The organism is Halomonas sp. A11-A, assembly GCF_003182195.1.
In the GTDB taxonomy this organism is placed as follows: Bacteria; Pseudomonadota; Gammaproteobacteria; order Pseudomonadales; family Halomonadaceae; genus Halomonas; species Halomonas alkalicola.
Genome location: NZ_QGTM01000012.1, coordinates 51,191 through 74,399, shown reverse-complemented (window position 1 = coordinate 74,399; position 23,209 = coordinate 51,191). Strand labels below are relative to the sequence as shown.

Annotated in this window: 20 protein-coding genes and 1 other RNA gene; 14 read left to right on the top strand and 7 right to left on the bottom strand. The window is 70.5% G+C overall.

Translation table 11 applies throughout. The features are described from left to right. Positions 1–109: 109 nt before the first annotated feature. Positions 110–1,300 (top strand): NAD(P)/FAD-dependent oxidoreductase, encoded by a 1,191-nt coding sequence (locus tag DER72_RS09860; RefSeq protein ID WP_110069822.1) that lies wholly within the window; start codon positions 110–112, stop codon positions 1,298–1,300. A gap of 146 nt (positions 1,301–1,446) precedes the next feature. Here the strand turns inward: DER72_RS09860 and DER72_RS09855 are convergent, their stop codons facing one another. The 4 genes from DER72_RS09855 to DER72_RS09840 form a co-directional block, all read right to left on the bottom strand. Then, positions 1,447–1,782 carry a YqjK-like family protein gene (locus tag DER72_RS09855; RefSeq protein ID WP_110069821.1) on the bottom strand — a complete coding sequence of 112 codons (336 nt, stop codon included), beginning with the start codon at positions 1,780–1,782 and terminating at the stop codon, positions 1,447–1,449. Further along, a complete protein-coding gene (locus DER72_RS09850; protein WP_110069820.1) occupies positions 1,772–2,179 on the bottom strand; it encodes a phage holin family protein in 408 nt (135 codons plus the stop codon). The genes DER72_RS09855 and DER72_RS09850 overlap by 11 nt, the downstream gene beginning before the upstream one ends. Then, positions 2,179–2,511 (bottom strand): YqjD family protein, encoded by a 333-nt coding sequence (locus DER72_RS09845; RefSeq protein WP_110069819.1) that lies wholly within the window; start codon positions 2,509–2,511, stop codon positions 2,179–2,181. Before DER72_RS09845 ends, DER72_RS09850 begins: the two co-directional genes overlap by 1 nt. 116 nt (positions 2,512–2,627) lie before the next feature. Beyond that, a complete protein-coding gene (locus DER72_RS09840; protein WP_110069818.1) occupies positions 2,628–3,683 on the bottom strand; it encodes a phospholipase A in 1,056 nt (351 codons plus the stop codon). Between the two features lie 216 nt (positions 3,684–3,899). Here DER72_RS09840 and mscK point away from each other — a divergent pair, with 216 nt between their 5' ends. Beyond that, positions 3,900–7,265 carry a mechanosensitive channel MscK gene (gene mscK / locus DER72_RS09835; RefSeq protein ID WP_375153271.1) on the top strand — a complete coding sequence of 1,122 codons (3,366 nt, stop codon included), beginning with the start codon at positions 3,900–3,902 and terminating at the stop codon, positions 7,263–7,265. Between the two features lie 27 nt (positions 7,266–7,292). On the opposite strand, the gene DER72_RS09830 is transcribed toward mscK, so the two are convergent. Beyond that, positions 7,293–8,060, bottom strand: coding sequence for a TlyA family RNA methyltransferase (locus DER72_RS09830; protein ID WP_110069816.1), 768 nt, complete (start codon positions 8,058–8,060; stop codon positions 7,293–7,295). A 181-nt stretch (positions 8,061–8,241) separates the two neighbouring features. Here DER72_RS09830 and DER72_RS09825 point away from each other — a divergent pair, with 181 nt between their 5' ends. From DER72_RS09825 to DER72_RS09815, 3 genes are all read left to right on the top strand, one after another. Next, positions 8,242–10,236 (top strand): cation:proton antiporter, encoded by a 1,995-nt coding sequence (locus DER72_RS09825; protein ID WP_110069815.1) that lies wholly within the window; start codon positions 8,242–8,244, stop codon positions 10,234–10,236. Between the two features lie 218 nt (positions 10,237–10,454). Continuing rightward, an RNA gene (gene ffs / locus DER72_RS09820) (signal recognition particle sRNA small type) lies at positions 10,455–10,551 on the top strand. 137 nt (positions 10,552–10,688) lie between these two features. Then, positions 10,689–11,720 (top strand): histone deacetylase family protein, encoded by a 1,032-nt coding sequence (locus tag DER72_RS09815; protein ID WP_110069814.1) that lies wholly within the window; start codon positions 10,689–10,691, stop codon positions 11,718–11,720. Here the strand turns inward: DER72_RS09815 and DER72_RS16600 are convergent. Then, positions 11,717–12,685: a DNA-binding protein gene (locus DER72_RS16600; protein ID WP_181395645.1), complete on the bottom strand. Its 969-nt coding sequence runs from the start codon at positions 12,683–12,685 to the stop codon at positions 11,717–11,719. The genes DER72_RS09815 and DER72_RS16600 overlap by 4 nt on opposite strands. A gap of 230 nt (positions 12,686–12,915) precedes the next feature. Here DER72_RS16600 and dnaX point away from each other — a divergent pair, with 230 nt between their 5' ends. The 6 genes from dnaX to DER72_RS09780 all read left to right on the top strand — a co-directional run bounded on the left by dnaX (position 12,916) and on the right by DER72_RS09780 (position 18,015). Beyond that, complete coding sequence (gene dnaX, locus DER72_RS09805; protein ID WP_110069812.1) at positions 12,916–14,880, top strand: DNA polymerase III subunit gamma/tau; 1,965 nt, start codon at positions 12,916–12,918, stop codon at positions 14,878–14,880. A gap of 116 nt (positions 14,881–14,996) precedes the next feature. Beyond that, positions 14,997–15,323: a YbaB/EbfC family nucleoid-associated protein gene (locus DER72_RS09800; RefSeq protein ID WP_110069811.1), complete on the top strand. Its 327-nt coding sequence runs from the start codon at positions 14,997–14,999 to the stop codon at positions 15,321–15,323. Between the two features lie 150 nt (positions 15,324–15,473). Beyond that, positions 15,474–16,079 (top strand): recombination mediator RecR, encoded by a 606-nt coding sequence (gene recR, locus DER72_RS09795; protein ID WP_110069810.1) that lies wholly within the window; start codon positions 15,474–15,476, stop codon positions 16,077–16,079. 54 nt (positions 16,080–16,133) lie between these two features. Further along, positions 16,134–17,261 carry a ribonuclease D gene (rnd, locus tag DER72_RS09790; protein ID WP_110069809.1) on the top strand — a complete coding sequence of 376 codons (1,128 nt, stop codon included), beginning with the start codon at positions 16,134–16,136 and terminating at the stop codon, positions 17,259–17,261. After that, the gene (locus tag DER72_RS09785) at positions 17,258–17,569 is read left to right on the top strand and encodes a YcgL domain-containing protein (protein ID WP_110069808.1); all 312 of its coding nucleotides are present in this window, start codon (positions 17,258–17,260) and stop codon (positions 17,567–17,569) included. Before rnd ends, DER72_RS09785 begins: the two co-directional genes overlap by 4 nt. Then, the gene (locus DER72_RS09780; RefSeq protein ID WP_110069807.1) at positions 17,569–18,015 is read left to right on the top strand and encodes a YcgN family cysteine cluster protein; all 447 of its coding nucleotides are present in this window, start codon (positions 17,569–17,571) and stop codon (positions 18,013–18,015) included. The genes DER72_RS09785 and DER72_RS09780 overlap by 1 nt, the downstream gene beginning before the upstream one ends. Positions 18,016–18,038: 23 nt before the next feature. On the opposite strand, the gene DER72_RS09775 is transcribed toward DER72_RS09780, so the two are convergent. Then, positions 18,039–20,129: a S9 family peptidase gene (locus DER72_RS09775; protein WP_110069806.1), complete on the bottom strand. Its 2,091-nt coding sequence runs from the start codon at positions 20,127–20,129 to the stop codon at positions 18,039–18,041. Between the two features lie 45 nt (positions 20,130–20,174). On the opposite strand from DER72_RS09775, the gene DER72_RS09770 reads away from it, so the two are divergent. From DER72_RS09770 to DER72_RS09760, 3 genes are read left to right on the top strand one after another with little or no spacing between them, the layout of a single operon-like run. Continuing rightward, positions 20,175–20,609, top strand: coding sequence for a hypothetical protein (locus DER72_RS09770; protein WP_146209045.1), 435 nt, complete (start codon positions 20,175–20,177; stop codon positions 20,607–20,609). Positions 20,610–20,663: 54 nt separating this feature from the next. After that, entirely contained in the window at positions 20,664–22,280 is a 1,617-nt protein-coding gene (locus DER72_RS09765; RefSeq protein WP_110069804.1) for a vWA domain-containing protein, read from the top strand. Then, positions 22,273–23,112 (top strand): class II glutamine amidotransferase, encoded by an 840-nt coding sequence (locus DER72_RS09760; protein WP_110069803.1) that lies wholly within the window; start codon positions 22,273–22,275, stop codon positions 23,110–23,112. Before DER72_RS09765 ends, DER72_RS09760 begins: the two co-directional genes overlap by 8 nt. Positions 23,113–23,209 lie beyond the last annotated feature (97 nt).

Below are 23,209 nucleotides of genomic sequence, written 5' to 3'. Positions count from 1 at the left end.
GCGGACCTGTCGCCACGGGCATGTCATGGCCAGCCTCGGTAGCGTCGATCAACAGGACGCTGCCGGGCTGCTAGAATGCGCGTCCCTTGAGAGGTGGCCGAGAGTGACCATGACCTATGACGCGGTGATTATCGGTGCCGGTGCCGCCGGCCTGATGTGCGCACTGACGGCGGGCTACGCCGGGCGGCGGGTGCTGGTCATCGACCACGCCAAGCGGGCCGGCAGCAAGATCCTGATGTCCGGCGGCGGACGCTGCAACTTCACCAACCTGGCCTCCACGCCGGCCAACTTCTTCTCCGCCAACCCGCATTTCTGCATCTCGGCGCTGAAGCGCTACCGCCCGGAACACTTCGTCGAGCTGGTGGAGCGCCACGGCGTGGAGTACGTGGAGAAGGCGCCGGGCCAGCTGTTCTGTGCCGACTCCGCCAAGGAGATCGTGCGGGTGCTGCTCACCGAGTGCGAGTGGGCCGGGGTGGCGCTGCGTCTCAAGACCTCGGTGGAGCGCGTTGAACGTCACGGCGAGGGCATGCGGCTGGTGACCTCGGCAGGGACCATCGACTGCGGGGCCCTGGTGGTGGCCACCGGCGGGCTCTCCATTCCCACCATGGGGGCCACCGGCTTCGGCTTCGACCTCGCCCGCCAGTTCGGGCTCGCCGTCACCGAGACTCGCCCGGCGCTGGTACCCTTCACCCTGACCTCACAGTGGAAGGCGCGGGCCGAGGCCCTGGCCGGGGTCGCCTGTGAGGTGGCCGTTCGCTCCCTGCGGGCCGGCGAGCCCCGCGGTCACTACCGCGAGCCCATGCTCTTCACCCACCGCGGCCTCTCGGGGCCGGCGATGCTTCAGATCTCGAGCTACTGGGAGCCCGGCGACGAGCTGGCCATCGACCTGCTGCCCGGGGTGGAGGCCTTTGAGGCGCTCTGCACCGCCCGTCGGGAGACCCCCCGGCGCCAACTCTCCTCCTGGCTCGCCGAGCAGCTGCCGAGGCGGCTGGCGCAGGCGCTGGTCGAGTGGCACGGCGGCGACGGCGTGCTGGCGGAGCGCAGCAACGCCGAGCTTTCCGCCTGGGCGGCCCATCTCGGCGACTGGCGACTCAAGCCCGCCGACACCGAGGGCTGGCGCACCGCCGAGGTGACCCTGGGCGGCGTCGACACTCGCTCGGTGTCGTCGAAGACCTTCGCGGTGGAGGGGCTGCCCCAGCTGCGCTTCATCGGCGAGGTGCTCGATGTGACAGGCGAGCTGGGTGGGCATAACTTCCAGTGGGCCTGGGCCAGCGGGGTGGCCTGCGGCGGCGCCCTCTGAGGGTGGCGTCGGCCGACAGGTCCAGGAGGGCTAGGCCGGGCGCCGGGCGATCTCCTCCCACAGCGCCCGGTAGGCATGTGCCGCGGGGGTAGCGGCGGCGATCACGTGTAGGGTAATGGCGATGGGGGGCTCGCGTCGGGAAAAGGTCAGCGCAGCAGACGGCGGGCCCGGCGCAGCAGCAGGGCGCCGGTAGCCAGCCGCTTGGCGACTCGCAGCAGGGAGTTGGGGTGTCGGGCACTCTTCAGCAGCAGCACGCCGCCCAGGGCGTAGAGCGGCGCCTTGAAGCGCATCAGCGCCTGCCACCCCTCGTCGATCGGGCGGCTCGCCTCGCGGTAGCGGCTGGCCTCGACCAGGATGTCGATGCGCTGCTGCTCGATCCTCTTCTCCAGCTGCGCCTTGCGCTCGGTGCGGGAGGGCGCGGCGCGGCTGGGCTCAGTCACGTTGCGGCGGGCCGGCAGGCGGCTGCGGGAATCAGCGCTCATGGCGTCCCTCCCGGCACTCCCGCTCCACCAGGTCGCGGTCGGTGGCCAGATGCTTCAGGGTGCTGACCAGCAGGGTGCGCCGCCTGGCCAGCTGCAGGGCGCGCAGGGCGAGCAGCGCGCCGCCGCCCAACAACACCAAGGCGCTTGCGGCGATGGCGGTGAGCCGGTAGCTGTCCCAGAAGGCCACGATCACCAGGGTGGTCAGCACCCCGATGCCGAGCATCAGCAGGATGAGGCTGAGTCCCACGATTAGCAGCAGGCCCACCAGCCGTACCCGCTCCTCCTCCAGCTCGAGGACGGCGAGACGCAGGCGCGTCTCGCCGGTGGCCAGCAGGCTGCCCAGCAGGCGCCGGGCGGCGGTGAACAGTCGCTGTGCCGGTCCCTGGCTTTCCGGCATCAGCGACGCCCGATCAGCATGCCGACCACCACGCCCACGGCGGCGCCGATACCGATGCTGGTCCAGGGGTTCTCGTGCACGTAGCGATCGCAGGCATTGATCTGATGCTCTATGGAGTCGCGGGCCTCGCCGTAGAGGCGCTCACCGCGGCTCTCGAGGCGGTCGCGGGTCTCCTTCAGGCGCTTCTCGGCCTTCTCGCGCAGCTCCTTGATATTGCTGCGGGAGTCGTCGGCGGTGGCGCTGACCAGCTCCTCGATGGTCTGGGTGAGGTGGTGCAGGTCCTCCTTGAGCTGCTGGGTGGTCTCGTGGGTATGGGGGGCACGGTTTGCCATCGGGTCTTCCTCTGACGGTGAATGACAGCCCCAGCATAGCAGCCAGGGGCCTGCTTGTCACGGGGCCGGCCGTCACGCCGCCGGCGGCTTGTCCCGAGTCAGGGGTACGGTCAGGGTCAGCGGGTCATGCTGCCGCCGCTGAACAACGGATTGAGGCTGAAGCCCAGGCTGAGGCGATGATTGCGGTGATCGTAGTCGATCATGCTCTCGCCGTAGCCGTAGTAGTACTGCACATGGCCGCGGATGTTGCCGTTGAACAGCGGCCAGGAGTAGTCGACCTGGGTGCCCATGTTGCCGGCGCTGGGGTTGCCGCGCCACAGCAGGCTGAGCTCGCTGTCGCCCAGGCGTCGGGCCAGGGTGACGTCGCCGTAGCCCATGTAGCGCTCGATGTCGGGGTTGTCGTCCTCGCTCTTGGACTCCGGGATGCGCCAGTGGGGGGCCAGGCTGAAGGCCCAGTCACCGCGCTGGAAGATGCTCTCCACGTAGACCCGGTTCCAGCTGCGCGAGAGCGGGTCGGAGCGGCCGTTGGAGAGATGGTTCAGCGCCAGGCGGTTGCGCACGTTGGTCCAGCCCAGGCCCCGCCAGGCGTTGTCGAAGTTCATGAAGACTTCCGGCTCGTAGTTGGTCTCCCGGAAGGGCGAGGAGGAGTCGGTGTTGTAGGCCTGCCACCAGCTGCGCTGGGTGTAGGCGAAGTAGAGATCCCCGGTATCGCCGAACAGCCCCTCGGCCAGGTTGACCTTGGCACTGAACTGGAACTTCACCTCCACATCGTTGGGCCCGTTGATGTCGGAGATCTCGCGGAACGCTTCCTTGTTGGGGTTGGTCGTGTAGCTGGCCGGGAAGAGGTAGTTGCGCCGATAGGTGGTGATGGCAAAGGGGTTGCGGCTCGACTCGAGCTCGAGCTGACGGCGCTCGGTGGCCTCCAGGGCGGCCTGCAGGTCCGGGGCGATCGGCTCTACCTCCTCGTCGGCGGGCAGCTCGGCCAGCGTACTCTGCAGCGCCTCGAGCTCCTCGTTGAGCGCCTGGATGCGCGCTTCCAGGGCGACGCGCTCGGCGGCACTGGCGGGCCTGGGCGCCGTTCCCGGGGCGTCGGCCGCCTGCAGCGCGCCGGCATGCAGCAGTAGGGCCAGGGTGGCGCCGGCGAAGGTGGCAGAGCGGGTCAGCGAGGTCATGGGACGATCCGGGAGAAGAGAGATGCAGACCGCCGTTCTACCACGCCCGGTGGTCAAGTCAACAGCGCACGACCTTGGTTCCGCAGGATTGCCATGCTTGCCCCAGGGGCAGAGAATCGAACCTGGCAGATACGTCCGGCAATGAGGTGGCCTGTGGAGAGAGGTGCGGGCGCAAGCCCCGTGAAGAGGGGGATTGCGGGCCGGTGGGGGTGGCTGGTGCTGGCGTTTGTGGCCCTGCTGCTGGTCGCGCTGCAGTCGGCCAGGGCCCAGGCCGATCTGCCGCAGCGCGACGAGGTGGAGGCGCGTCTCGAGGCCGTAAGGCCGGCGGAGGGGGAGAACCCCAGCGCCGCCCAGCGGCGGGAGCTCGAGGCCCTGGAGGAGACCCTCGCCGCCCTGGAAGCGCTGCAGGCGCTGGAGGAGCGCCTGGAGGCCCTGGAGGCGCGGGTGGAGCAGGCGCCCGCCGAGCTGCTGCGTCTGGAGCGCGAGCTTGCCGCCGAGGAGGAGGCCGCGCTGGAACTCTCCGCAGCGGAGCTGGACGACCTGGCGCTGGACGAGCTCGAGCAGCGCCAGCAGGAGGTGGTGATCGAACTGCAGCGGCTGCAGGACCGCCTCGCCGAGGTCAACGCCCAGCTGCTGGCTTCCCAGACCCTGCCCGAGCGCTCCCAGCAGGCGATCTCCGAGGCGATGCAAGCGGTGGAGCGGGCGCGTCGCGCTCAGGAGGAACTCGAGGGGCGGGGGCTCGCCGGCGATGATGCCCAGGTCTGGCAGCGCCAGGTGGAGCGCCGCCTGGCCGAGGTCAGCCTGCTGTTCCACCAGCGCGAGCTGAGCACCAACACCCGGCTGCGCGAGCTGGACCAGCAGCGACGTGATCTGCTGACTCAGCGCCAGTCCCGCAAGGAGGCGGAACTCACGCTGCTGCAGAGCGTCATCGACCGCAAGCGGCGGCTGGCCTCCGAGCAGGCCATCGCCGATGCGGCCCGGGACGACCCGCTGCTGGAGGCCGGGCACCCGGTGCTGGAGCGCGCCCAGCAGGTCAACCGCGATCTCAGCCTGGAGCTGCTGCGTGCCAACGACCGCACCAATGCCCTGGTGCGCGAGAGCCTGATGGTGCGCAGCCAGCTCGATCACGTGCGTCAGCTGCAGCGTAGCCTCAACGAGCAGATCGATGCGATCCGCGGCTCCATCCTGCTGTCGCGCATCCTGCGCGAGCAGCGCCGTTCGCTGCCCCAGGTGGCACCGCGGCGCGACCTCCAGGACGAGATCGCTGACCTGCGCCTGCGCCAGTTCGACCTGGTGCGCCAGCGGGATACCCTTCGCCAGAGCGAGCGCCTGGCCCACCAGCGCCTGCAGGAGGCCGGCGTCGAGGTCAGCGAGGCCCTGGTGGAGTCGCTGCAGCGTCTCTATCAGTCGCGCCGCGAACTGGTGGACCGCCTGGAGCAGAGCTATGGCAGTCTGCTGAGCACGGCGGTGGAGCTGCAGCTCAACCAGCAGCAGCTGCTGGAGATCTCCCGGGAGCTGCGTGACACCATCGACGAGCAGCTCTTCTGGGTCGCCAACACCCGCCCGCTGGACCTGGCCTGGGTCCGCCAGCTGCCGGCCAATCTCATCGTGGAGTGGCAGGAGGGCGAGTGGCGCCAGGTGCTGCCGGTGCACTGGCGCCTTCCGTCGGCGGGGGCGCTGGCGGGCCTGCCGCTGCTGCTGCTGGCCGTTGCCCTGCTGTGGTGTCGCCGGCGCATCAAGGCGCGGCTGGCGCTGATTCATGAGCAGATCGGGCGGCTGCGCAGCGATACCCAGCTGCACACTCCCCAGGCGGTGCTGCTCAACGCCCTGCTGGCGCTGCCGGGGCCGCTGACCCTGGCGGCCCTGGGGACTGCGCTGACGGCGGGCGGGGAGGGCATCGCCCACGCGCTGGGCCTGGCCGTCCTGCAGCTCTCCCTGGCCTGGGGCGTGATCGCCTGGGCGCGACGCCTGCTGGTGCGCGACGGGGTCGCCACCAAGCACTTCTACTGGTCGCCGGACTACGTGGCCAGGCTGCGGCGCCTGGTGGGCTGGCTGGGTGTCGCCCTGGTGCCGGTGCTCATGATCGCCACCCTGGCGCGGGACGCCGAGATCGGCCTCGCTCAGCGCCCGGTGGCACTGGGCCTGCTGGTGGCGGGCCTGATCGCCATGAGCGTGACCCTGGCGCGGCTGATCCTGGCTCACACCCCCTTCTTCGGCGTGCGCCTGTTCCGCCTGGTACTGGGGCTCTCCATGGCCGCGGTGCCGCTGGTGCTGCTTGGGCTGATCGCGGCGGGCTATGAATATACTGCCCTGAGCCTGGTCGGGCGCTTCGCCATCACCCTCTACCTGCTGGGGCTGTGGATCCTGGTGGAGGCGGCGGTGGTGCGCGGCCTGGCGGTGGCGGCCAGGCGGCTGGCCTTCAGGCGTGCCCTGGCGAGGCGCCGAGCCGAGGTCAAGGAGGGCGCCGAGGGGGGCGTCGAAGTGGTCGAGGAGCCGCCCCTGGACATGGAGCAGATCAACCAGCAGTCGCTGCGCCTCTCCAAGCTGATCCTGATGGTGGGCTTCGTGCTGCTGCTCTACCTGGTGTGGGCCGACCTGCTCGTCGTGCTCAGCTACCTGGAACGGGTGCCGGTCTGGGAGGCCGAGGGCGATGTGGGCAGCGAGCTGGTGACCAGCACGCTGTCGGTGGCCGATATCTTCACGGCGCTGTTGATCTTCGGCTTCACCCTGATGATGGCCCGCAACCTGCCTGGCCTGCTGGAGGTGATGGTACTGTCGCGGCTCGAGCTCAAGCAGGGCAGCGCCTATGCCATCACCTCGCTGCTCTCCTATGCCATCGTGGGCAGCGGCCTGGTGGCCTCCCTGGCCACCCTGGGCGTGGCCTGGAGTCAGCTGCAGTGGCTGGTGGCGGCGCTGGGCGTGGGCCTGGGCTTCGGCCTCCAGGCGATCTTCGCCAACTTCGTCTCGGGGCTGATCATCCTCTTCGAGCGGCCGGTGCGCATCGGCGACACCATCACCCTGGGCGCCCTGACCGGCACGGTGAGCAAGATCCGTATCCGGGCCACCACGGTGACCGACTTCGACCGCAAGGAGATCATCATCCCCAACCAGACCTTCATCACCGACCAGCTGATCAACTGGTCGCTCTCCGACACGGTCACCCGGGTGGTGCTCAACTACCGGGTCGCCTACGGCTCCGACCAGGCCCTGGTGCATCGGCTGCTCTACCAGGCCGCCCATGAGAATCCTCGCGTGCTGGCCGACCCCGAGCCCCAGGTCTTCTTCATGGCCTACGGGGAGAGCACCCTGGACTTCGAGCTGCGGGTCTTCGTCAACGCCCTGGGGGATCGCCTCTTCGCCACCGACGAGCTCAACTGCCGGGTGGGGGAGCTGTTCGCCGAGCACGACATCAATATCGCCTTCAACCAGCTGGAGGTCTGGCTCAAGCGCCCGGGCGAGACCCGCAAGGTGGTGGAGACAGGCGGGGAGGGCAGGCTGCGCCAGCATCCGCCGCCGGGCAGCCACGGCGACCCGGGGGAGATCGACGTCGGTGACGGCGGGGACGGCGATAGCGGCCGCTGAGCGGGCAATACCGGCGGCGGGGGCGAGTTACGCCTCGCGCAGGGCGTGAAGCAGAAACTCGCGGTTGCCGTCACCGCCCAGCAGCGGGCTCTCCTGCCAGTGGCGCACCGCGAGCCCGTGCTCGGCGCAGCAGGCGCGGATCTTCGCCTCCACCTCGCGGTAGCGGGCGGGGTCGGTGACCAGCCCCCGGGCGTTGACGCCGCCGGGGCCCACCTCGAACTGCGGCTTGACCAGGCTGGCGAGCTCGGCCCCCGGCGCCAGCAGGGCGGTAATCTCGGGCAGGATCAGGCGCTGGGAGATAAAGGAGACGTCCATCACCGCGACATCCGGCCCCGCGGCGCCCTGGGCGGCCAGGGCCTCCCGCAGGCGGGGTTCATCGGCCATGGCCCGGGCGTTGAGCCCCTCCAGGCAGCTGACCCGCGGGTCGTCGCGTAGGCTCGGGTCGAGCTGGCCGTGGCCCACCTCCACGCCGATCACATGGCGGGCCCCGCAGCGCAGGGCGCAGTCGGTGAAGCCGCCGGTGGACTGCCCCACGTCGAGCACCAGCTTACCGGTGAGTTCAAGGCCCAGCGCCTCGATCAGCGCCTCGAGCTTGAGCCCCGCCCGGGAGACATAGCGCTCCTCGGGGTCCTCCGCCACCGTCAGCCGGGTATCGTCCGGCAGCTTCTCGCCGGGCTTGGTGAGCACCCGGCCGCTATCGGCCAGGGCGACCCGCCCATGACGGATCAGCCGCTGGGCGCGGGTCCGGGAGCGGGCCAGGCCCTGGGTGACGAGAAGCTGGTCGAGACGCGTCATGGCGGTTACCGGGTCGGGGACGGGATTGGGAAAGCAGGGGGGCGTCGCACGGGCGAGCAGTATAGCGCCGGGAATCGCCTCGTGCAGCGCTCGGCCTGTTAGGATATCGGGCGAGATAACCCTTTACGGGCATGACCTTGAGGGATGCCGCGCGCTCCTCGGACGACCAGGGATAACGGTGATGCTGGAACAGGCACTGGTACAGATGCTGCTGCTGTTGGGGGCCACGGTGGCCGTGGTGCTGGTCTTCCAGCGCCTGCGAATTCCCCCGAGCCTGGGCTATCTGCTGGTGGGGGTGCTGCTGGGCGCCCATACCGCGGGGCCCGTGGTGGCCGATGAGACTATCCGGGTGATCGCCGAGTTCGGCATCGTCTTTCTGCTCTTCACCATCGGGCTCAGCTTCTCGATGCCCCAGATCTATGCGCTGCGCCACACCATTCTCGGCCTGGGCACCGCCCAGGTGGCCCTGACCACGGCAGTGGTGGGCGGCCTGGCCTGGGCCATGGGGCTGCCCGGTCCGGCGGCCTTCGTGGTGGGGGCGGTGTTTGCCCAGTCCTCTACCACCGTCATCACCAAGCAGCTGATGGAGCAGGGCGAGAGCCAGACTCGCCACGGGCGGCTGGGCACCACCATGTCGGTGTTCCAGGACATCACCGCGGTGCCCTTCGTGGTGGTGATTCCGGTGCTGGGCGTGGCGGCGGCCCAGGAGGTGGCCGGGGCGCTGGGGCTGGCGCTGGCCAAGGCGCTGCTTGCCTTCGTGATCGTGCTGGTCTCGGGGCGGCTGCTGCTGCGCCCGCTCTTCCATCTGGTGGCTGAGCGGCGCTCCGCGGAGCTCTTCACCCTGACGGTGCTCTTCGTGTCGCTGGTAGCGGCCTGGGCCACCAAGACCCTGGGGCTCTCCATGGCCTTCGGCGCCTTCCTGGCCGGCATGGTGCTGGGCGACACCGAGTTTCGCCACCAGGTGGAGTCGACCATCCGGCCCTTCCGGGACGTGCTGCTGGGGCTCTTCTTCGTCAGCATCGGCATGTTGGTGGAGCCGGCGCTGCTGCCGGAGGTCTGGTGGGAGGCGCTGCTGGGCGCCGCGGCGCTGCTGGGCATCAAGCTGGCCCTGGTGACCCTGATCGTGCGCCTCTCCGGGGTGGAGCTGCAGACGGCGTTTCGTACCGGCCTGCTGCTGGCGGTGGGCGGCGAGTTCGGCTTCGCCCTGCTGGCCATCGGCCTGGAGGGCGGCGTGATCGGCAGCTATCACGCCCAGGTGGTACTCACCTCGGTGCTCTTCTCGATGATCCTGGCGCCCTTCCTGATCCGCTTCAACCAGCCGCTGGCGGGCTGGCTGTTCGGGCGCGTGAAGCGGCGGCCGGACGAGTCGGTCCCGACGCCCCAGGGGCTGGAGGAGCAGGACCACGTGGTGATCTGCGGGTTCGGACGCACCGGCCAGACGGTGGCGCGCTTCCTGGAGAGCGAGGGGGTGAGCTATGTGGCCCTCGACATCGACCCCTTGATCGTGCGCGAGGCCCGCCTGGCGGGGCAGCCGGTCTACTTCGGCGACTCCTCGGATGCCGCCATGCTGGAGAACGTGGGGCTGGAGAGAGCCAGGCTGCTGATCATCAGCCACGACGACCGGCCGGCCGCGCTCAAGACCCTGCGCCAGGCCGCTCAGCTGAAGGCGGGGATTCCCGCCGTGGTCCGCACCCGGGACGAGGGTTCCGTAGCCGAGCTGGTTGCCGCCGGGGCCAGCGAGGTGATTCCCGAGACCCTGGAGGCGAGCATGATTCTCACGTCCCACGCGCTGCAGGCGCTGGGGGTGCCGCTGCATCGCGTGACCCGGTACCTGCAGGAGCAGCGCGCCGGCCACTACCGGATGCTGCGCGAGCTGTTCCGGGGCAGCCTGGACAGCATTCAGGACCCGCGCCCGGCAGGGGAGCAGGAGCGGCTGCACTCGGTGGTGCTGAGCGAGGGGAGTCCGGCCATCGGCCAGCGTCTGGCGCAGCTGGACACGGAGAGCGACCAGGTGTCGGTGACGGCGCTGGTGCGCGACGAGCAGCGCCGGCGCTACCCAGCGGCGGATACCGAGGTGCAGGCCGACGATGTGCTGGTGCTGCTCGGCACCCGGGACAACCTCGAGAAGGTGGAGCGCCGGCTGACCGGCGGCGAGCCCCCCGAGGCCCGGGAGTAGCGGGCTCGGGGCGCTGTGGCTCAGGCGCTGTTCAAGGGGTGCTCCCGGCTGAGCGCCTTGCTAGGCGAGGTTCATCCCGGCCTGCCGGGAGCGCGCCCCTTGCCGGCAGGCCCCGGCATTGTTATAGTGCGCTCGCACTCGGCAAGGTGTTGATTGCCAACGCTCCAGGCGCCGAGTCATCGACGTTGAAACAGCATGACGTCGCGCTGTGGTGGCCCCGTCGGTCCTCCCGCAACGCTAAGCCGCAAACCCCGCCAGGCCCGGAAGGGAGCAACGGTAGTGGTGGTCGCGTGTGCCGGGATGTGGCTGTCGGGGCCGCCTCCATTTCTGGCCTGTCTCTCCTGTTCTGCCTTCCTTCTGCAGTGCGCTTTCCGGATACTGTGGGCGTCCCGCCCGGGCGCGGCATCGTCGCGCCTGGCGGTGGCATTGCCCCCTGTTTCCGGGAGGATCCCATGCGACTCTATCACTCCGAGACCACCAAGGTGCGCCGGGCGCAGACCGAGCTCCACGACGGCGCCCTGGTGCCCCCCTTCGAATGCCCCGAGCGGGTCGATCTGGTGCTGGCGGGGCTCGAGGCGCGGGGTCTCGGCGAGGTGTGCGCGCCGGACGACCATGGCCTGGCGCCGGTGCTGGCGGTGCATGATCGCGACTATGTCGCCTTCCTGGAGCACTGCTGGACAGAGTGGCAGGCGGCTGGCCACGCGGGCGAGGCGATTCCCAATATCTGGCCGGCGCGCAGCCTGCGCGGCGACCGGATCCCCGACAGCGTGGCCGGCCGGCTGGGCTACTACGCCCTGGCCTGCGAGACCTCGATCTGCGCCGGCACCTTCGAGGCCGCCATGGCCAGCAAGGACGTCGCGGTCTCGGCGGTGGATCACGTGCTGGAAACCGGTAGGCCGGCCTTCGGGCTGTGCCGCCCGCCGGGCCACCACGCCGCCAGCGACCAGTTCGGCGGCTACTGCTTCTTCAACAATGCCGCCATCGCCGCCCAGCGGGCGCTGGATGCCGGCCGCCGGCGAGTGGCGGTGCTCGACGTGGATTTCCACCACGGTAACGGTACCCAGCAGATCTTCTACGCCCGGGACGATGTGCTGGTGGCCTCGATCCACGGCGACCCGGCGGTGACCTTTCCCTACTTCCTGGGCTACGCCGACGAGCGCGGGGAAGGGGCCGGGGAGGGCTGCAACCTCAACCTGCCCCTGCCGCCCGGCACGACCTTGACGCGCTGGGTGGCGGCGCTGGACGAGGCCCTGGCCTGGATCCGAGAGGGGAGCTGCGAGCTCCTGGTGGTCTCGCTGGGGGTGGATACCTTCGCCGGCGACCCGATCAGCGCCTTCCGTCTGGAAAGCGATGACTTCCTCGAGGTCGGACGTCGGCTGGGCGGTCTCGGACTGCCGACGGTGTTCCTGCTGGAGGGCGGCTATGCGGTGGAGGAGATCGGCGTCAATGTCGCCAAGGTGCTGAGCGGATTCGAGCGCGGCTAGTCCCGCTCCCGCTCGCCCTGGGGGCGCAGGCTGCGCTGACGCTGCTGTACCTGCATGGCATCCATGCGTGACTTGAGGGCGGCCTGGGTGGCCTGCAGTGCCTCGGCGCGGATCTCGGCCTTGGCGGCCCGCTGGGCCGCCTCCTGGGCCTGCTTCTGGGCCTCGTGCCGGGCCCGCTCCAGGGCATCCAGGCGCTGCTTCTGTTCATTGCGCATCTCGGCGACCTCCTGGCGCTGGCGGCTGCGCTCGGCCTGCAGCTCCTTGGCGAGATCGGCGAGCTGTTCGGTCTTCTCGCGAACCTGGGCTAGGGCGCTGTCGCGCTGGGCCTCGGCCACGGCCTGGCTGCGCTCCGCCTTGATGCGCTCGGCATCGGCGTCGCGGGCCTGGCGCTCGGCGGCGAGTCGGGCCTGGATGGCCTCCTCGAGCTGTTCGCGCAGCATCTCCACCTGCTGTTGGGCCTGCAGCAGTGCCTCGCGATGGGTGCGGGCCTCGCGCTGTTCGATCTCCAGGTTCTCGCGCAGCTCCTCGAGCGCCGCCTGGAGCTCGTTGCGACGGGAGAGCGCCTGCTCCGCGGCGCTCTCGGCGCTGGCCATGCGTGCTTCCATCTCGGCCAGGCGGCGTTCCATGGCCTCGCCGAGCTTGGCCAGGGTGGCGGCATCGTCGCGGGCCTCCTCGGCTAGCTGCTCGCCCCGGGAGAGGGCGTCGCCGGCGTGGCGGGCGAGCTCCTCCTCCAGCGCCGCGATCAATGCCTCCGGCAGCCGGGCAGCGGGGGGCGTCGGCGCCGGGCGTGCGGCGCGCCAGGCGGTCAGGTGGCGCTGGATGCGGTTGGGGGAGCCGGCGCCCAGGTGTTCCCAGACCCGCTGCAGGGTGGGTTCTGCCCCGCGCCCCTCGAGGTTCTCGGCGGCGGCGGCGACCTGCTCGAAGGAAATCTCCACCGGGGGCGGTGCGGAAGGCTGTCGGCTCATGGTCTCATCCCTGTTCGAGGCGCGCTTAGGTGTCATTCCGGCCGAGCCTACCACAGCCGGAGGTCGGCGCAGAGGCCTCAGTCCGCTTCCCGGGATAGACGGGTCGCCTTGCTTTCCGCGGCCGGCCCCAGTCGCTAGAATGGACGCTCCCGTCGGGCTTCGGGCGCCGATCAATGTTCCGGGCGCCGGCACCTCGCCGACATCCGACCACCGCAAGGATTCCGCGCTGCATGAGCTATCAGGTTCTGGCCCGCAAGTGGCGGCCGCGTACCTTTCACGAACTGGTGGGCCAGGAGCACGTGCAGCGTGCGCTGGTCAACGCCCTCGACCAGGGGCGGCTGCATCACGCCTACCTGTTCACCGGCACCCGTGGGGTCGGCAAGACCACCCTGGCGAGAATCCTGGCCAAGTGCCTCAACTGCACGGCCGGGGGGCACGGCGACGAGGGCATCACCTCGACCCCCTGTGGCGAGTGCGCCAGCTGCGTGGCCATCGACGAGGGGCGCTTCGTCGACCTGATCGAGGTGGACGCCGCCTCGCGCACCAAGGTGGAGGACACCCGCGAGCTGCTCGACAACGTGCAGTACGCACCGACCCAGGGGCGCTACAAGGTCTACCTCATCGATGAGGTGCACATGCTCTCCACCAGCAGCTTCAACGCGCTGCTCAAGACCCTGGAAGAGCCGCCGCCCCACGTGAAGTTCCTGCTGGCCACCACCGACCCGCAGAAGCTGCCCGCCACGGTGCTGTCGCGCTGCCTGCAGTTCACCCTCAAGCACATGCCCCCCGAGCGCATCGTCGGCCACCTGGCCAAGGTGCTCGAGGCCGAGTCGGTGCCCTTCGAGGAGAGCGCCCTGTGGCTATTGGGCCGCGCCGCCGAGGGCTCCATGCGCGACGCCATGAGCCTCACCGATCAGGCCATCGCCTTCGGTCAGGGGCGAGTGCAGCATGCCGACGTCGCGGCCATGCTCGGCACCCTCGACCAGCGCCATGTGCTGGCGCTGGTCGAGGCCCTGGCCGAGGTGGATGCCGCCAGGGTGCTGGCCGAGGTGGCGGCGCTGGCCGAGCGTGCCCCCGATTTCGCCGCCGTGCTCGACGAGCTCACCGCGGTGCTGCATCGGCTGGCCATCGCCCAGATGGTGCCCGACGCTCTGGACAACGCCCACGGCGACCGCGAGGCGCTGCTCGCCCTCGCCGCACGTTTCACCGCCGAGGATGTGCAGCTCTACTACCAGATCGGCATCCAGGGGCGAGGCGACATGGAGCACGCCCCGGATCTGCGCACCGCGCTTGAGATGACCCTGCTGCGCATGCTGGCCTTCCGCCCCCAGGGGGTGCCGGCGCCGGCGAAGACGCCGCTGCCGCTGCGCGGCGCGGGGGAGGGCGGCAGCGGAGCCGCGGGTCCCGGGGCCGGCGCGGCCATGCCCCCTTCGCCGCCGCCGGCCTCTCCTGCCCAGGCGAGCGTTCGGCCCGAAGAGAGGCGTGAAGCGCCCGCTGCCGCAGAGCCGCCGGAACCGGCGCCTCCGCCCCCGGTGGCGCCGGCTGCCCCCGCGGCGGCGCCGACCCCGGAGCCCCCGCCGACCCCGGAGCCCCCGCCCTGGGAGGAGGCCGCCCCTGCGCCCCCTGCCCCCGCCGCCGAGCAAGCGGCGGGGCCCGCTCCCGAGCCGCCCCGGGAGGCCGTGGCGCCCGAACCGGCGCCGGCGCCCCCCGCCGAGCCGGCTGCGGTCGAGCGCCAGCCAGAGCCTCAACCAGAGCCCCCGCGCGCCGAGCCGGCACCGGCCATGGCCGGCCTCTTCGGCCACGCCGACTGGCTGGCCTGCTTCGAGTCCCTGGGGCTGGTCGGCTTGACCCGCAACCTGGTGGCCAACTGCGTGGTGGAACACGATGACGGCCAGGTGCTCCGGCTGCGCCTCGACCCGGCGCTCTCCGCCATGCGGGCCGACATCCATATCGAGCGCACGCAGCAGGCTCTGGCCGAGCACGGCGTGGTGCGGCGCCTGGTGGTCGAGGAAGGGGTGCTGCCCGAGCAGATCGAGACGCCCCGCCTGCAGGCCGAGCGCCTGGCCGCCGAACGCCACGCCGAGGCGGTGGCCGCGCTCAGGCGCGACCCCAACGTGCAGAAGCTCGAGCAGGCCTTCGGGGCCCGCCTGATCGAATCCACGGTCAAGCCGGCCGAAGCGCGGGCCGGCTCATGAACGCCGCGTTCGACGCGGCGTCATAACCACGATCCATCACATCACCACGATCCATCACATCACCACGATCCATCACATCACCACGATCCATCACATCACCACAGAGAGGACTCACCATGTTCAAGGGTGGAATGGGCAACATCATGAAGCAGGCCCAGGAGATGCAGGAGAAGATGCAGCGCGTCCAGGAGGAGATCGCCCGTGCCGAGGTGCAGGGCGAGGCGGGCGCGGGCATGGTCAAGATCACCATGAACGGCCGCCATGACGTCAGCAAGGTCGACATCGACCCCAGCGTCATGGAGGAGGACAAGGAACTGCTCGAGGATCTGCTGGCCGCCGCGGTCAACGACGCCGTGCGCAAGGTCGAGGCCAACTCCAAGGCCAGGATGGAAGAGATCACCTCGGGCATGAACTTGCCGCCGGGCTTCAAGATGCCGTTCTGACACGGCTTAAACGGCCTGCGCTCGATCATGCTGCGTTAAAAGTCCTCTCGAGTGCTCATTTACTCCGTGTAAACTCCGCGCTCTCGGGGACTTTTGCCTTGCCTGATCTTCGCTCGCCTCGTTTCAGCTCGTGCCAGTGAGAGACCTTTTATGAGCTTCTCCCCCCTCGTCGAGAAATTGATGGAGTCGCTGCGGGTGCTGCCCGGCGTCGGGCCCAAGACCGCCCAGCGCATGGCCATGCACCTGCTCGAGCGCGACCGCGATGGCGGCCGTCGCCTGGTCGGCGTGCTCGATGAGGCGCTGGAGCGAGTCGGCTACTGCCGGCGCTGCCGCACCCTCACCGAGGAGGAGATCTGTGCGCTGTGCGAGAGCGCGCGGCGCGACGACACCCTGCTCTGCGTCGTGGAGTCCCCCGCCGACCAGCTCGCCATCGAGGAGGCGGGGGGCTATCGCGGGCGCTACTTCGTGCTGCACGGCCACCTCTCCCCGCTGGACGGCATCGGCCCCGATGACATCGGCCTCGACCAGCTCGAGGCGCTGGTGGCCGAGGGAGGCATCGAGGAGATGATTCTCGCCACCAACCCCACCGTAGAGGGCGAGGCCACCGCCCATTACATCGCCGCCCAGCTCGCGCCCCACGGCATCCGCCTGTCGCGCCTCGCCTATGGCGTGCCCATGGGCGGTGAGCTCGAATACGTGGATGGCGGCACCCTGAGCCGCGCCTTCAACGGCCGCCTGCCGTTCTCGGGCGACTGACCCCGTTGCCCGACGTTTCCCGACCCTGATGCTTCCCGACCTGCCGGAACCCCCATGCCCCTGACCCCCGAAATACGCTGGATCGATACCCCCGAGGCCCTGGACGCCGCCTGCGCCGAGGTGGCCGACGCCGATGTGATCGCGCTGGACACCGAGTTCTTCCGCGAGAACACCTTTTATCCGGTGCCGGCGCTGATCCAGTTCTCCACCGGCGGCCCGGCCTGGCTGGTCGATCCCCAGGCGGTGGCCTGCACCGACGCCTTCCGCCGGCTGCTGGCCGAGGGGCCGCTGAAGCTGCTCCACGCCGCCAGCGAGGACCTCGAGGTCTTCGCCGGCTGGGCCGGCGTCACGCCCTCGCCGCTGGTCGACACCCAGCTGGCCCAGGGCCTGCTGGGCGAGAACCCGGGCATGGGCTACCAGAAGCTCGTCGAGCACTGGACCGGCCACACCCTGCCCAAGGACGAGACCCGCTCCGACTGGCTCAAGCGCCCGCTCTCCGAGACCCAGCAGGCCTACGCGGCCCTGGACGTGATCTACCTGGTCGAGGTGTGGCACCAGCAGCGCGAGTCGCTGGAGCGCCACGGCCGCCTGGCCTGGCTCATGGCGGACTGCGCCGAACTGGTGGAGCAGGCGGGGCGCAACGGCGAGTCCGACGCCCAGTGGTACCTGCGCCAGCGCCAGCTGTGGCGCCTGACCCCGCGCCAGGTCGAGGCCTACCGCCGCCTGACCACCTGGCGGGAAGGGGAGACCCGTGAGCGCAACCTGCCGCGGGGCTGGCTGGTCCACGACCGGGTGCTCTATGCCATCGCCGAGGCGCTGCCCGAGAACCGCTTCGAGCTGGCCCGCATCGAGGGCGTCAAGCCGAGCCTGATCAAGCGTGACGGCGATACCTTGCTGGCGCTGGTGGCCGAGGCGCGTCACCTGGACGCCGCTGCGCTGCCGCCGGCACAGCCGTCCCCCATGGCGCCGGAGTTCAAGCGGGTGCTCAAGGCGCTCAAGAAGGTGGTCAACGCCGAGGCCGAGGCCCAAGGCCTGGCGCCGGAGGTGCTGCTGCGCCGCCGGGACCTGGAGGCCCTGGTTATCGCCCATCTGGAACATGAACCGTTGCCGCTGCCCTCGGGCTGGCGCGGCGAGCGACTCAACGCGGGCCTGATCCGGGCCCTGGAGGAACAGCCCCGATGAATGACGATCGGATGCGCGGCGACAAGCTGCTATGCGAGGTCTTCAAGAGCCCCCGCATTGACGAGATGTATCTCTACGTAGACAAGCGCGAGGGGGTGTCCCGGGTGCCCGAGCCGCTGCTCGAACGCTTCGGCAAGCCGGTGCCGTCGATGACCCTGATCCTCACCGCCGACAAGCGCCTGGGCCGCGCCCAGGCCGCCGACGTGATGGCAGCGATCCGCGAGAAGGGCTTCTACCTTCAGATGCCCCCCGCCAAGGAGGAGTACCTCCTCGATCTCTACCGCACCCCCACCGAGGCGCGTTATTGATGCGTGAGCGTTTCTGGGAGCAGTACCCCCTCGAGGAGCTCACCGCCGAGGAGTGGGAGGCGCTGTGCGACGGCTGCGGCCAGTGCTGCCTGCTGAAGTTCCAGGATGACGAGAGCGGCGAGCTGGCGGTGCTCAATCTGGCCTGCGAGCTCCTGGATCTCCACAGCTGTCGCTGCAGCGACTACGAGAACCGCCTTCAGCGTGTGCCGGAGTGCACCCGGCTCACACCGGAACTGATCGACCAGTTCCGCTGGCTGCCCCACTCCTGCGCCTACCGCCGGGTGGCAGAAGGGCGCAAGCTGGCCCGCTGGCACCCGCTGCTCTCCGGGGACCCGGAGCGGGTCCACCGCAAGGGAGTCAGCGTGCGCAGCTTCGCGGTCACCAGCCGCGGGGTCCCCGAGGAGCAGTACGAGGACCATATCATCGCGGTGATTCCCATCGATTGACGGGGCCCTCCCCGGGGGAAGGGCTAGGCCTCGCGGTTTTCCACCCCCAGTGCCCAGAGGATAAAGGCGTCCTGGCGGGCGCCGTCGTGCCACGCCTTGAAACGCCCCGAGGCGCCGCCGTGGCCGGCGGCCATGTCGGTGCGCAGCAGCAGCGGCCCCCGGGCCGAGTCGAGCTCGGTCAGCCGGGCGTAGAGCTTGGCGGGCTCCCAGTAGGGGACCCGGGTGTCGTGCCAGCTGCCCTGCAGGAACAGGGTCGGGTAGGGGGCCTTGGCCAGGTTGTCCAGGGGCGAGTAGGCGCGGATGCGCTTGCGGGCGTCGGGCTCGTCGGGATTGCCCCACTCGGTGTATTCGGCGGTGGTCAGCGGCAGGTCGGGGTTCTCCATGGTGCGCAGCACGTCCACGAAGGGGACGTCGAGCACTGCGGCGCAGAAGGCCTCCGGGTCCAGATTGAGGCTGGCGCCCACCAGCAGCCCGCCGGCGCTGGCGCCATAGGCGGCGATGCGCTCGCCGTCGCTGATGCCGTGCTCCACCAGACACTCCCGGGCGGCCAGGAAGTCGCGGAAGCTGTTGGCCTTGTGCTCCAGCTTGCCGGCCAGGTACCAGGGCTCGCCGCGGTCGCCGCCGCCGCGCACGTGGGCCACGGCGAAGGCCGCGCCCCGGGCCAGCAGCTCCAGGCGCGCCACCGAGAACCAGGGGTCGAGCACCTCGCCGTAGGCACCGTAGCCGTAGAGCAGGGTGGGCAGGGGATGGCCGACGAGATCGGCTCGCATCACGACCGAGACCGGGATGCGCTCGCCGTCGTGGGCGGTGGCCCAGAGCCGCTCGCAGGCGAGCTGCTCGGGCCTGAGGTCGCCATGGATCGGCTGCTGCTTGATCAGGGTGCGCTCGCCGCTGTCCAGGTCGTGCTCGATCCAGCTCACCGGCAGCACGAAGGACTCCTCGCGCAGGCGCAGGCGGCGCTGGTCAAAGTGGGGTGCATCGCCCAGGGCCAGGCTGCAGGGCGTCTCCGGCAGCGGCAGGCGCTCGTCCCGGGTGACGCCATGCTCGGCATCGAGCTCCAGGACCCTGAGCCTGACCTGGGCCTCCTCATGGTCGCGCTCGGTGAGCACCAGCCCCCAGGCGAAGGCGTCGACCCCCTCCAGGGTATCGTTGTCCCGGTGGGGCACCAGCGGCTGCCAGGCGTCGGCATCCGCGCTCCGCTCAAGCCGTGCCTCCTCGATCACATCGAGGCAAAAGTGGGTCGCGCCGCGGTTGTGGAGCAGGTAGAAGTGGCCGGGGCGATGGTCCAGGGCGAGCTCCACGCCGCTCTCCCGGGGACGGAAGCAGCGGGGCGGCGTGGCCGGTGCCCGGGCCGGGATCAGGTGGCACTCGCTGGTGTCCTTGGAGGCGCTTTCCAGCACCAGCCACTCCCGTGAGCGGGTCTTGCCGAGCCCCAGCCAGAACTCCGGATCCTCCTCGCGCAGCACCAGCGCAGGCTCACTCGCCACGCCCTCGGCCAGCGCCAGGCGCCAGACGCTCTCGGGGCGCTGGGTGGCATCGTAGCGGGTGAAGAACAGGGTGGCGTTGTCCTCGGCCCAGGTGAGCTCGGGGCCGATGCCCTCCAGCAGGCGCACCGGCTCGCCATCGGGGAGCCGAGCCAGGAAGAGGTCGAACATCTCGTCCCCGGTGGTGTCCTCGGTCCAGGCGAGCCAGCGCTCGTCGGGAGAGAGGGCCATGTCGCCGAGCTCCAGGAAGTCGTGGTCGGCGGCGCGGGCCTCGAGATCCAGGAAGGGTGCGGCACGGTCCGGCTTGCCGTTGGGGTGGCGCCACCATACCGGGTAGTCGGCCTCGGCGGCGGTCTCGCTCCAGTAGGTGTAGTGGTCCAGCGGGGAGCGCAGGCCGTGCACGGCCAGCTCGCGGCGGGCCAGGTGGCCGTGGTAGAGCCGCTCCACCAGGCTATCCAGGGGGGCAAACCAGGCGGCACACTCGGCGTTGGCCGCCTCGAGGAAATCGGCGACCGCCGGATCCTCGCGGTTCTCCAGCCAGTGCCACTCGGGGTCCTCCGGGCGACGGAAGCGGGCCACCGGGGAGTCGGCGGCCGGGCTGTCGGGGCGATGCGGCGGCTGTGCTTTCATGGTGGGAGATGTACCATACTCAAGACTGTGAATAGAGAGGTGGCAATGCCAATTACCGATTCGATGACCCTACTATGGCTGGTCTACGCCGTCCTGTCGCTGGTGGTGCTGTTGACCGGCTACCTGGGCCTGGCCTTCCTGCCGCGGCTGCTGCGGTTGCCGATCACCTGGCTGGTGGCCGGCGTGATGTGGGTGCCGACGCGCTTCCAAATGCCGCTGCTGGAAGCGGGGGAATTCTACACCGGTCTGGCGCCGGCGGTGGTGGTGGCCCTGGTGGGCCTCCTCGAGCGCGACAGCGGCCTGATGCTGCCGGCCCTGATGCTGACCGCGGCCGGTGCGGCGGCGGGCGTGGCCTTCGGGCTGCTGCTGGCCTGGCGTGGCGGCGACCGCGACCACTATGTCGACATGGATGACAACGAGGACGATGCCCCTCCCGCCCAGCGTGGCGGTGGCGGGCGTCGCGAGCCGGTGATCGGCTGATCGCACGCCGAGCATCGGCCCAACAGGAGCCGATCAGCGGCTAAGGAGCCGGGCATGGCCGGGGCGTGGATGATGACGTCGTGGAGGAGCCGTCGGGCGGGGCGTGGCCTCGCCGGCCTGCTGCTGGCGGGCCTGCTGTGGCTCGCGGCCGGGGTCGGGCTGGCGCAGCCGGTTGAGGAGAGCCCGGACGTGCGGGTGATCATCGATGTCTCGGGCAGCATGCGCAGCAACGATCCCGACCAGCTCGCGGCCAGCGCCCTGGAGCTGCTGTCCGCGCTGCTGCCGGACGGCACCCCGGCCGGCGTCTGGACCTTCGGCGAGCGCGTCGACAACCCGCTCCCGCTCGGCGAGGTCGACGACGAGTGGCGCGAGCGTGCCATGGCCCTGCGTCCCGCCCTGGTGGAGTACCAGCAGCACACCGACATCGAGGCCGCCGTGCGCAGTGCTGCCGAGAGCCCGGCCAACGGCTGGCGCCACCTGGTGCTGCTCACCGACGGCATGATCGACCTGGCGCCGGCACGGGGAGCCAAGCCGGAGATCGACCTCGCCTCGCGGCGTGCCCTGCTCGATGAGCTTGCCCCGGCGCTGGCGCAGCGCGGGGTGGTGGTGCACGCCATCGCCTTCTCCGACGAGGCCGACCTCCGCCTGGTGGAGCGCCTCTCCCGCACCACCGGTGGCCTGCCGGCCCTGGTGCAGTCACCGGAGAGCCTGCTGGGTGCCTTCGTGGACATCGTCGAGCGCATCTTCCCCGCCGACCAGGTGCCCCTTGCCGAGGGGCGCTTCGCCATCGAGCCCGGCGTCGAGGCCTTCTCGGCGCTGCTCTTCCACGCTCCGAACGGCGATCCCCTGACCCTGGTGGCCCCGGACGGTACGCGCTTCACGCCCGATTCGCCGCCGCCCGGCGCCCGCTGGCAGGTGGAGCCCCGCTTCGACCTGCTGCGGGTGCCGGACCCCGTCCCCGGCGAGTGGCGCGTAGAGGGGGAGATCGCCGACGACAGCCGCATCGGGGTAAGCGGTGCCGTGAGCCTGCAGCTGGCGCCGCTGCCGGCCGTCCTGACCCCGGGGCAAACGCTGCCGCTGGAGGCCTGGCTGGCCCGCGGCGGGGAGCCCTGGCAGGAGGCCCCGGAGGATCTCGCCATCAGCGCGACCCTGCTCGATGCCAAAGAGGCGCCGCAGGCGGAGGTCTGGCTGGCCCGCCAGGGGGAGCGCTTCCTCGGCGAGCTGACGGTACCGGAGCTCTCCGGAGCCGCCCGCCTGCGCTTTCAAGCCCAGGGGGAGGGGATCGACCGCCTGCGCGACCTGGCGGTGAACGTGCAGCCGCTGCTGAGTCTGCTGGACGAGGCCGAGGAGGGCCTCGGGGTTGGCGATTCGCGCCCGGCTCCCCTGGGCGAGCGCTTCCACGAGGATCTTGCCACCGGCCGCGAGGGCGAGGCGGTGCCCGACAGCGCCGCCGACCGCTTCATCGATTTCATCCACGATCTGCCGGCCCATGCCGCCACCCTGTGGCGCGAAGGCCGGCCCTGGCTCGAGCGCCGTGGCGCGGCCTTCGCCGGCGACCCGCGCCAGTGGGCGGTGGCGGGCCTGGTGGTCGTGCTGCTGCTGACCCTTTTGGCCCTGCGCCGGACCCGGCGGCGTCGCCGGGTCGTCCACCGGGAGGATCCGTATGTGTGAGCTTTTGGGCATGAGCGCCAACGTGCCCACCGATATCTGCTTCAGCTTCACCGGCTTCCTGCATCGCGGGGGCGGCACCGGCCCCCACCGCGATGGCTGGGGCATCGCCTTCTACGAGGAGGGCGGCTACCGCGACTTCCGCGACCCCCACCCCTCGGTGCATTCGCCGATCGCCCGGCTGATCACCGACTACCCGATCAAGTCGAACATCGTCATCAGCCATATTCGCCAGGCCAACGTCGGCCATGTCCGCCTGGCCAACACCCACCCCTTCGTGCGCGAGATGTGGGGCAGCCCCTGGTGCTATGCCCACAACGGCCAGCTCGAGGGTTGGCGGGGCCTGCCGCTCAGCTTCTACCGCCCCGTCGGGGATACCGACAGCGAGCACGCCTTCTGCTGGCTGCTGGGCGAGCTGCGCCGCTGCTTCCCGGAGCGCCCGCAGAGCGACGCCGAACGCGAGGGGCTGTGGCGGCTGCTCCACCAGCTCTGCGAGCGCCTGCGCGGCCTCGGGGTGTTCAACCTGCTGCTGGCCGACGGCGACTACCTTTACACCTTCTGCTCCACCAAGCTGGCGCATACCACCCGGCGGGCCCCGTTCGGCCGCGCCAGCCTCTCGGACGCCGAGCTCACCGTGAACTTCGCCGAGCACACCACGACCCACGACATCGTCTCGGTGATTGCCACCGAGCCGCTCACCGACAACGAGGCCTGGGAGCGCATGGTCCCGGGGGAGCTGCTGGTATGGCGGGATGGCGTGATCCAGGCGTGCTACGGCCGCCGAGATGCGGGAGATCGGCCGGCTGGCCTTTTCGGCGGCCAGGGCACAGGCTAGCGGTGAGGGGGCCGGAGGGAGCGGTTTCAATCCATTGTTTCAATCGATCGTTTTACACTCCGAGTTGGCCGGTTTAAGGTAGGGCCCCGGGACAACA

Coding starts and splice junctions, on each gene's coding strand:
- DER72_RS09860 (WP_110069822.1), top strand. CDS start 110: ATGACCTATGACGCGGTGATTATCGGTGCCGGTGCCGCCGGCCTGATG.
- DER72_RS09855 (WP_110069821.1), bottom strand. CDS start 1,782: ATGAGCGCTGATTCCCGCAGCCGCCTGCCGGCCCGCCGCAACGTGACT.
- DER72_RS09850 (WP_110069820.1), bottom strand. CDS start 2,179: ATGCCGGAAAGCCAGGGACCGGCACAGCGACTGTTCACCGCCGCCCGG.
- DER72_RS09845 (WP_110069819.1), bottom strand. CDS start 2,511: ATGGCAAACCGTGCCCCCCATACCCACGAGACCACCCAGCAGCTCAAG.
- DER72_RS09840 (WP_110069818.1), bottom strand. CDS start 3,683: ATGACCTCGCTGACCCGCTCTGCCACCTTCGCCGGCGCCACCCTGGCC.
- DER72_RS09830 (WP_110069816.1), bottom strand. CDS start 8,060: ATGACGCGTCTCGACCAGCTTCTCGTCACCCAGGGCCTGGCCCGCTCC.
- DER72_RS09825 (WP_110069815.1), top strand. CDS start 8,242: ATGCTGGAACAGGCACTGGTACAGATGCTGCTGCTGTTGGGGGCCACG.
- DER72_RS09815 (WP_110069814.1), top strand. CDS start 10,689: ATGCGACTCTATCACTCCGAGACCACCAAGGTGCGCCGGGCGCAGACC.
- DER72_RS16600 (WP_181395645.1), bottom strand. CDS start 12,685: ATGAGCCGACAGCCTTCCGCACCGCCCCCGGTGGAGATTTCCTTCGAG.
- dnaX (WP_110069812.1), top strand. CDS start 12,916: ATGAGCTATCAGGTTCTGGCCCGCAAGTGGCGGCCGCGTACCTTTCAC.
- DER72_RS09800 (WP_110069811.1), top strand. CDS start 14,997: ATGTTCAAGGGTGGAATGGGCAACATCATGAAGCAGGCCCAGGAGATG.
- recR (WP_110069810.1), top strand. CDS start 15,474: ATGAGCTTCTCCCCCCTCGTCGAGAAATTGATGGAGTCGCTGCGGGTG.
- rnd (WP_110069809.1), top strand. CDS start 16,134: ATGCCCCTGACCCCCGAAATACGCTGGATCGATACCCCCGAGGCCCTG.
- DER72_RS09785 (WP_110069808.1), top strand. CDS start 17,258: ATGAATGACGATCGGATGCGCGGCGACAAGCTGCTATGCGAGGTCTTC.
- DER72_RS09780 (WP_110069807.1), top strand. CDS start 17,569: ATGCGTGAGCGTTTCTGGGAGCAGTACCCCCTCGAGGAGCTCACCGCC.
- DER72_RS09775 (WP_110069806.1), bottom strand. CDS start 20,129: ATGAAAGCACAGCCGCCGCATCGCCCCGACAGCCCGGCCGCCGACTCC.
- DER72_RS09770 (WP_146209045.1), top strand. CDS start 20,175: ATGCCAATTACCGATTCGATGACCCTACTATGGCTGGTCTACGCCGTC.
- DER72_RS09765 (WP_110069804.1), top strand. CDS start 20,664: ATGGCCGGGGCGTGGATGATGACGTCGTGGAGGAGCCGTCGGGCGGGG.
- DER72_RS09760 (WP_110069803.1), top strand. CDS start 22,273: ATGTGTGAGCTTTTGGGCATGAGCGCCAACGTGCCCACCGATATCTGC.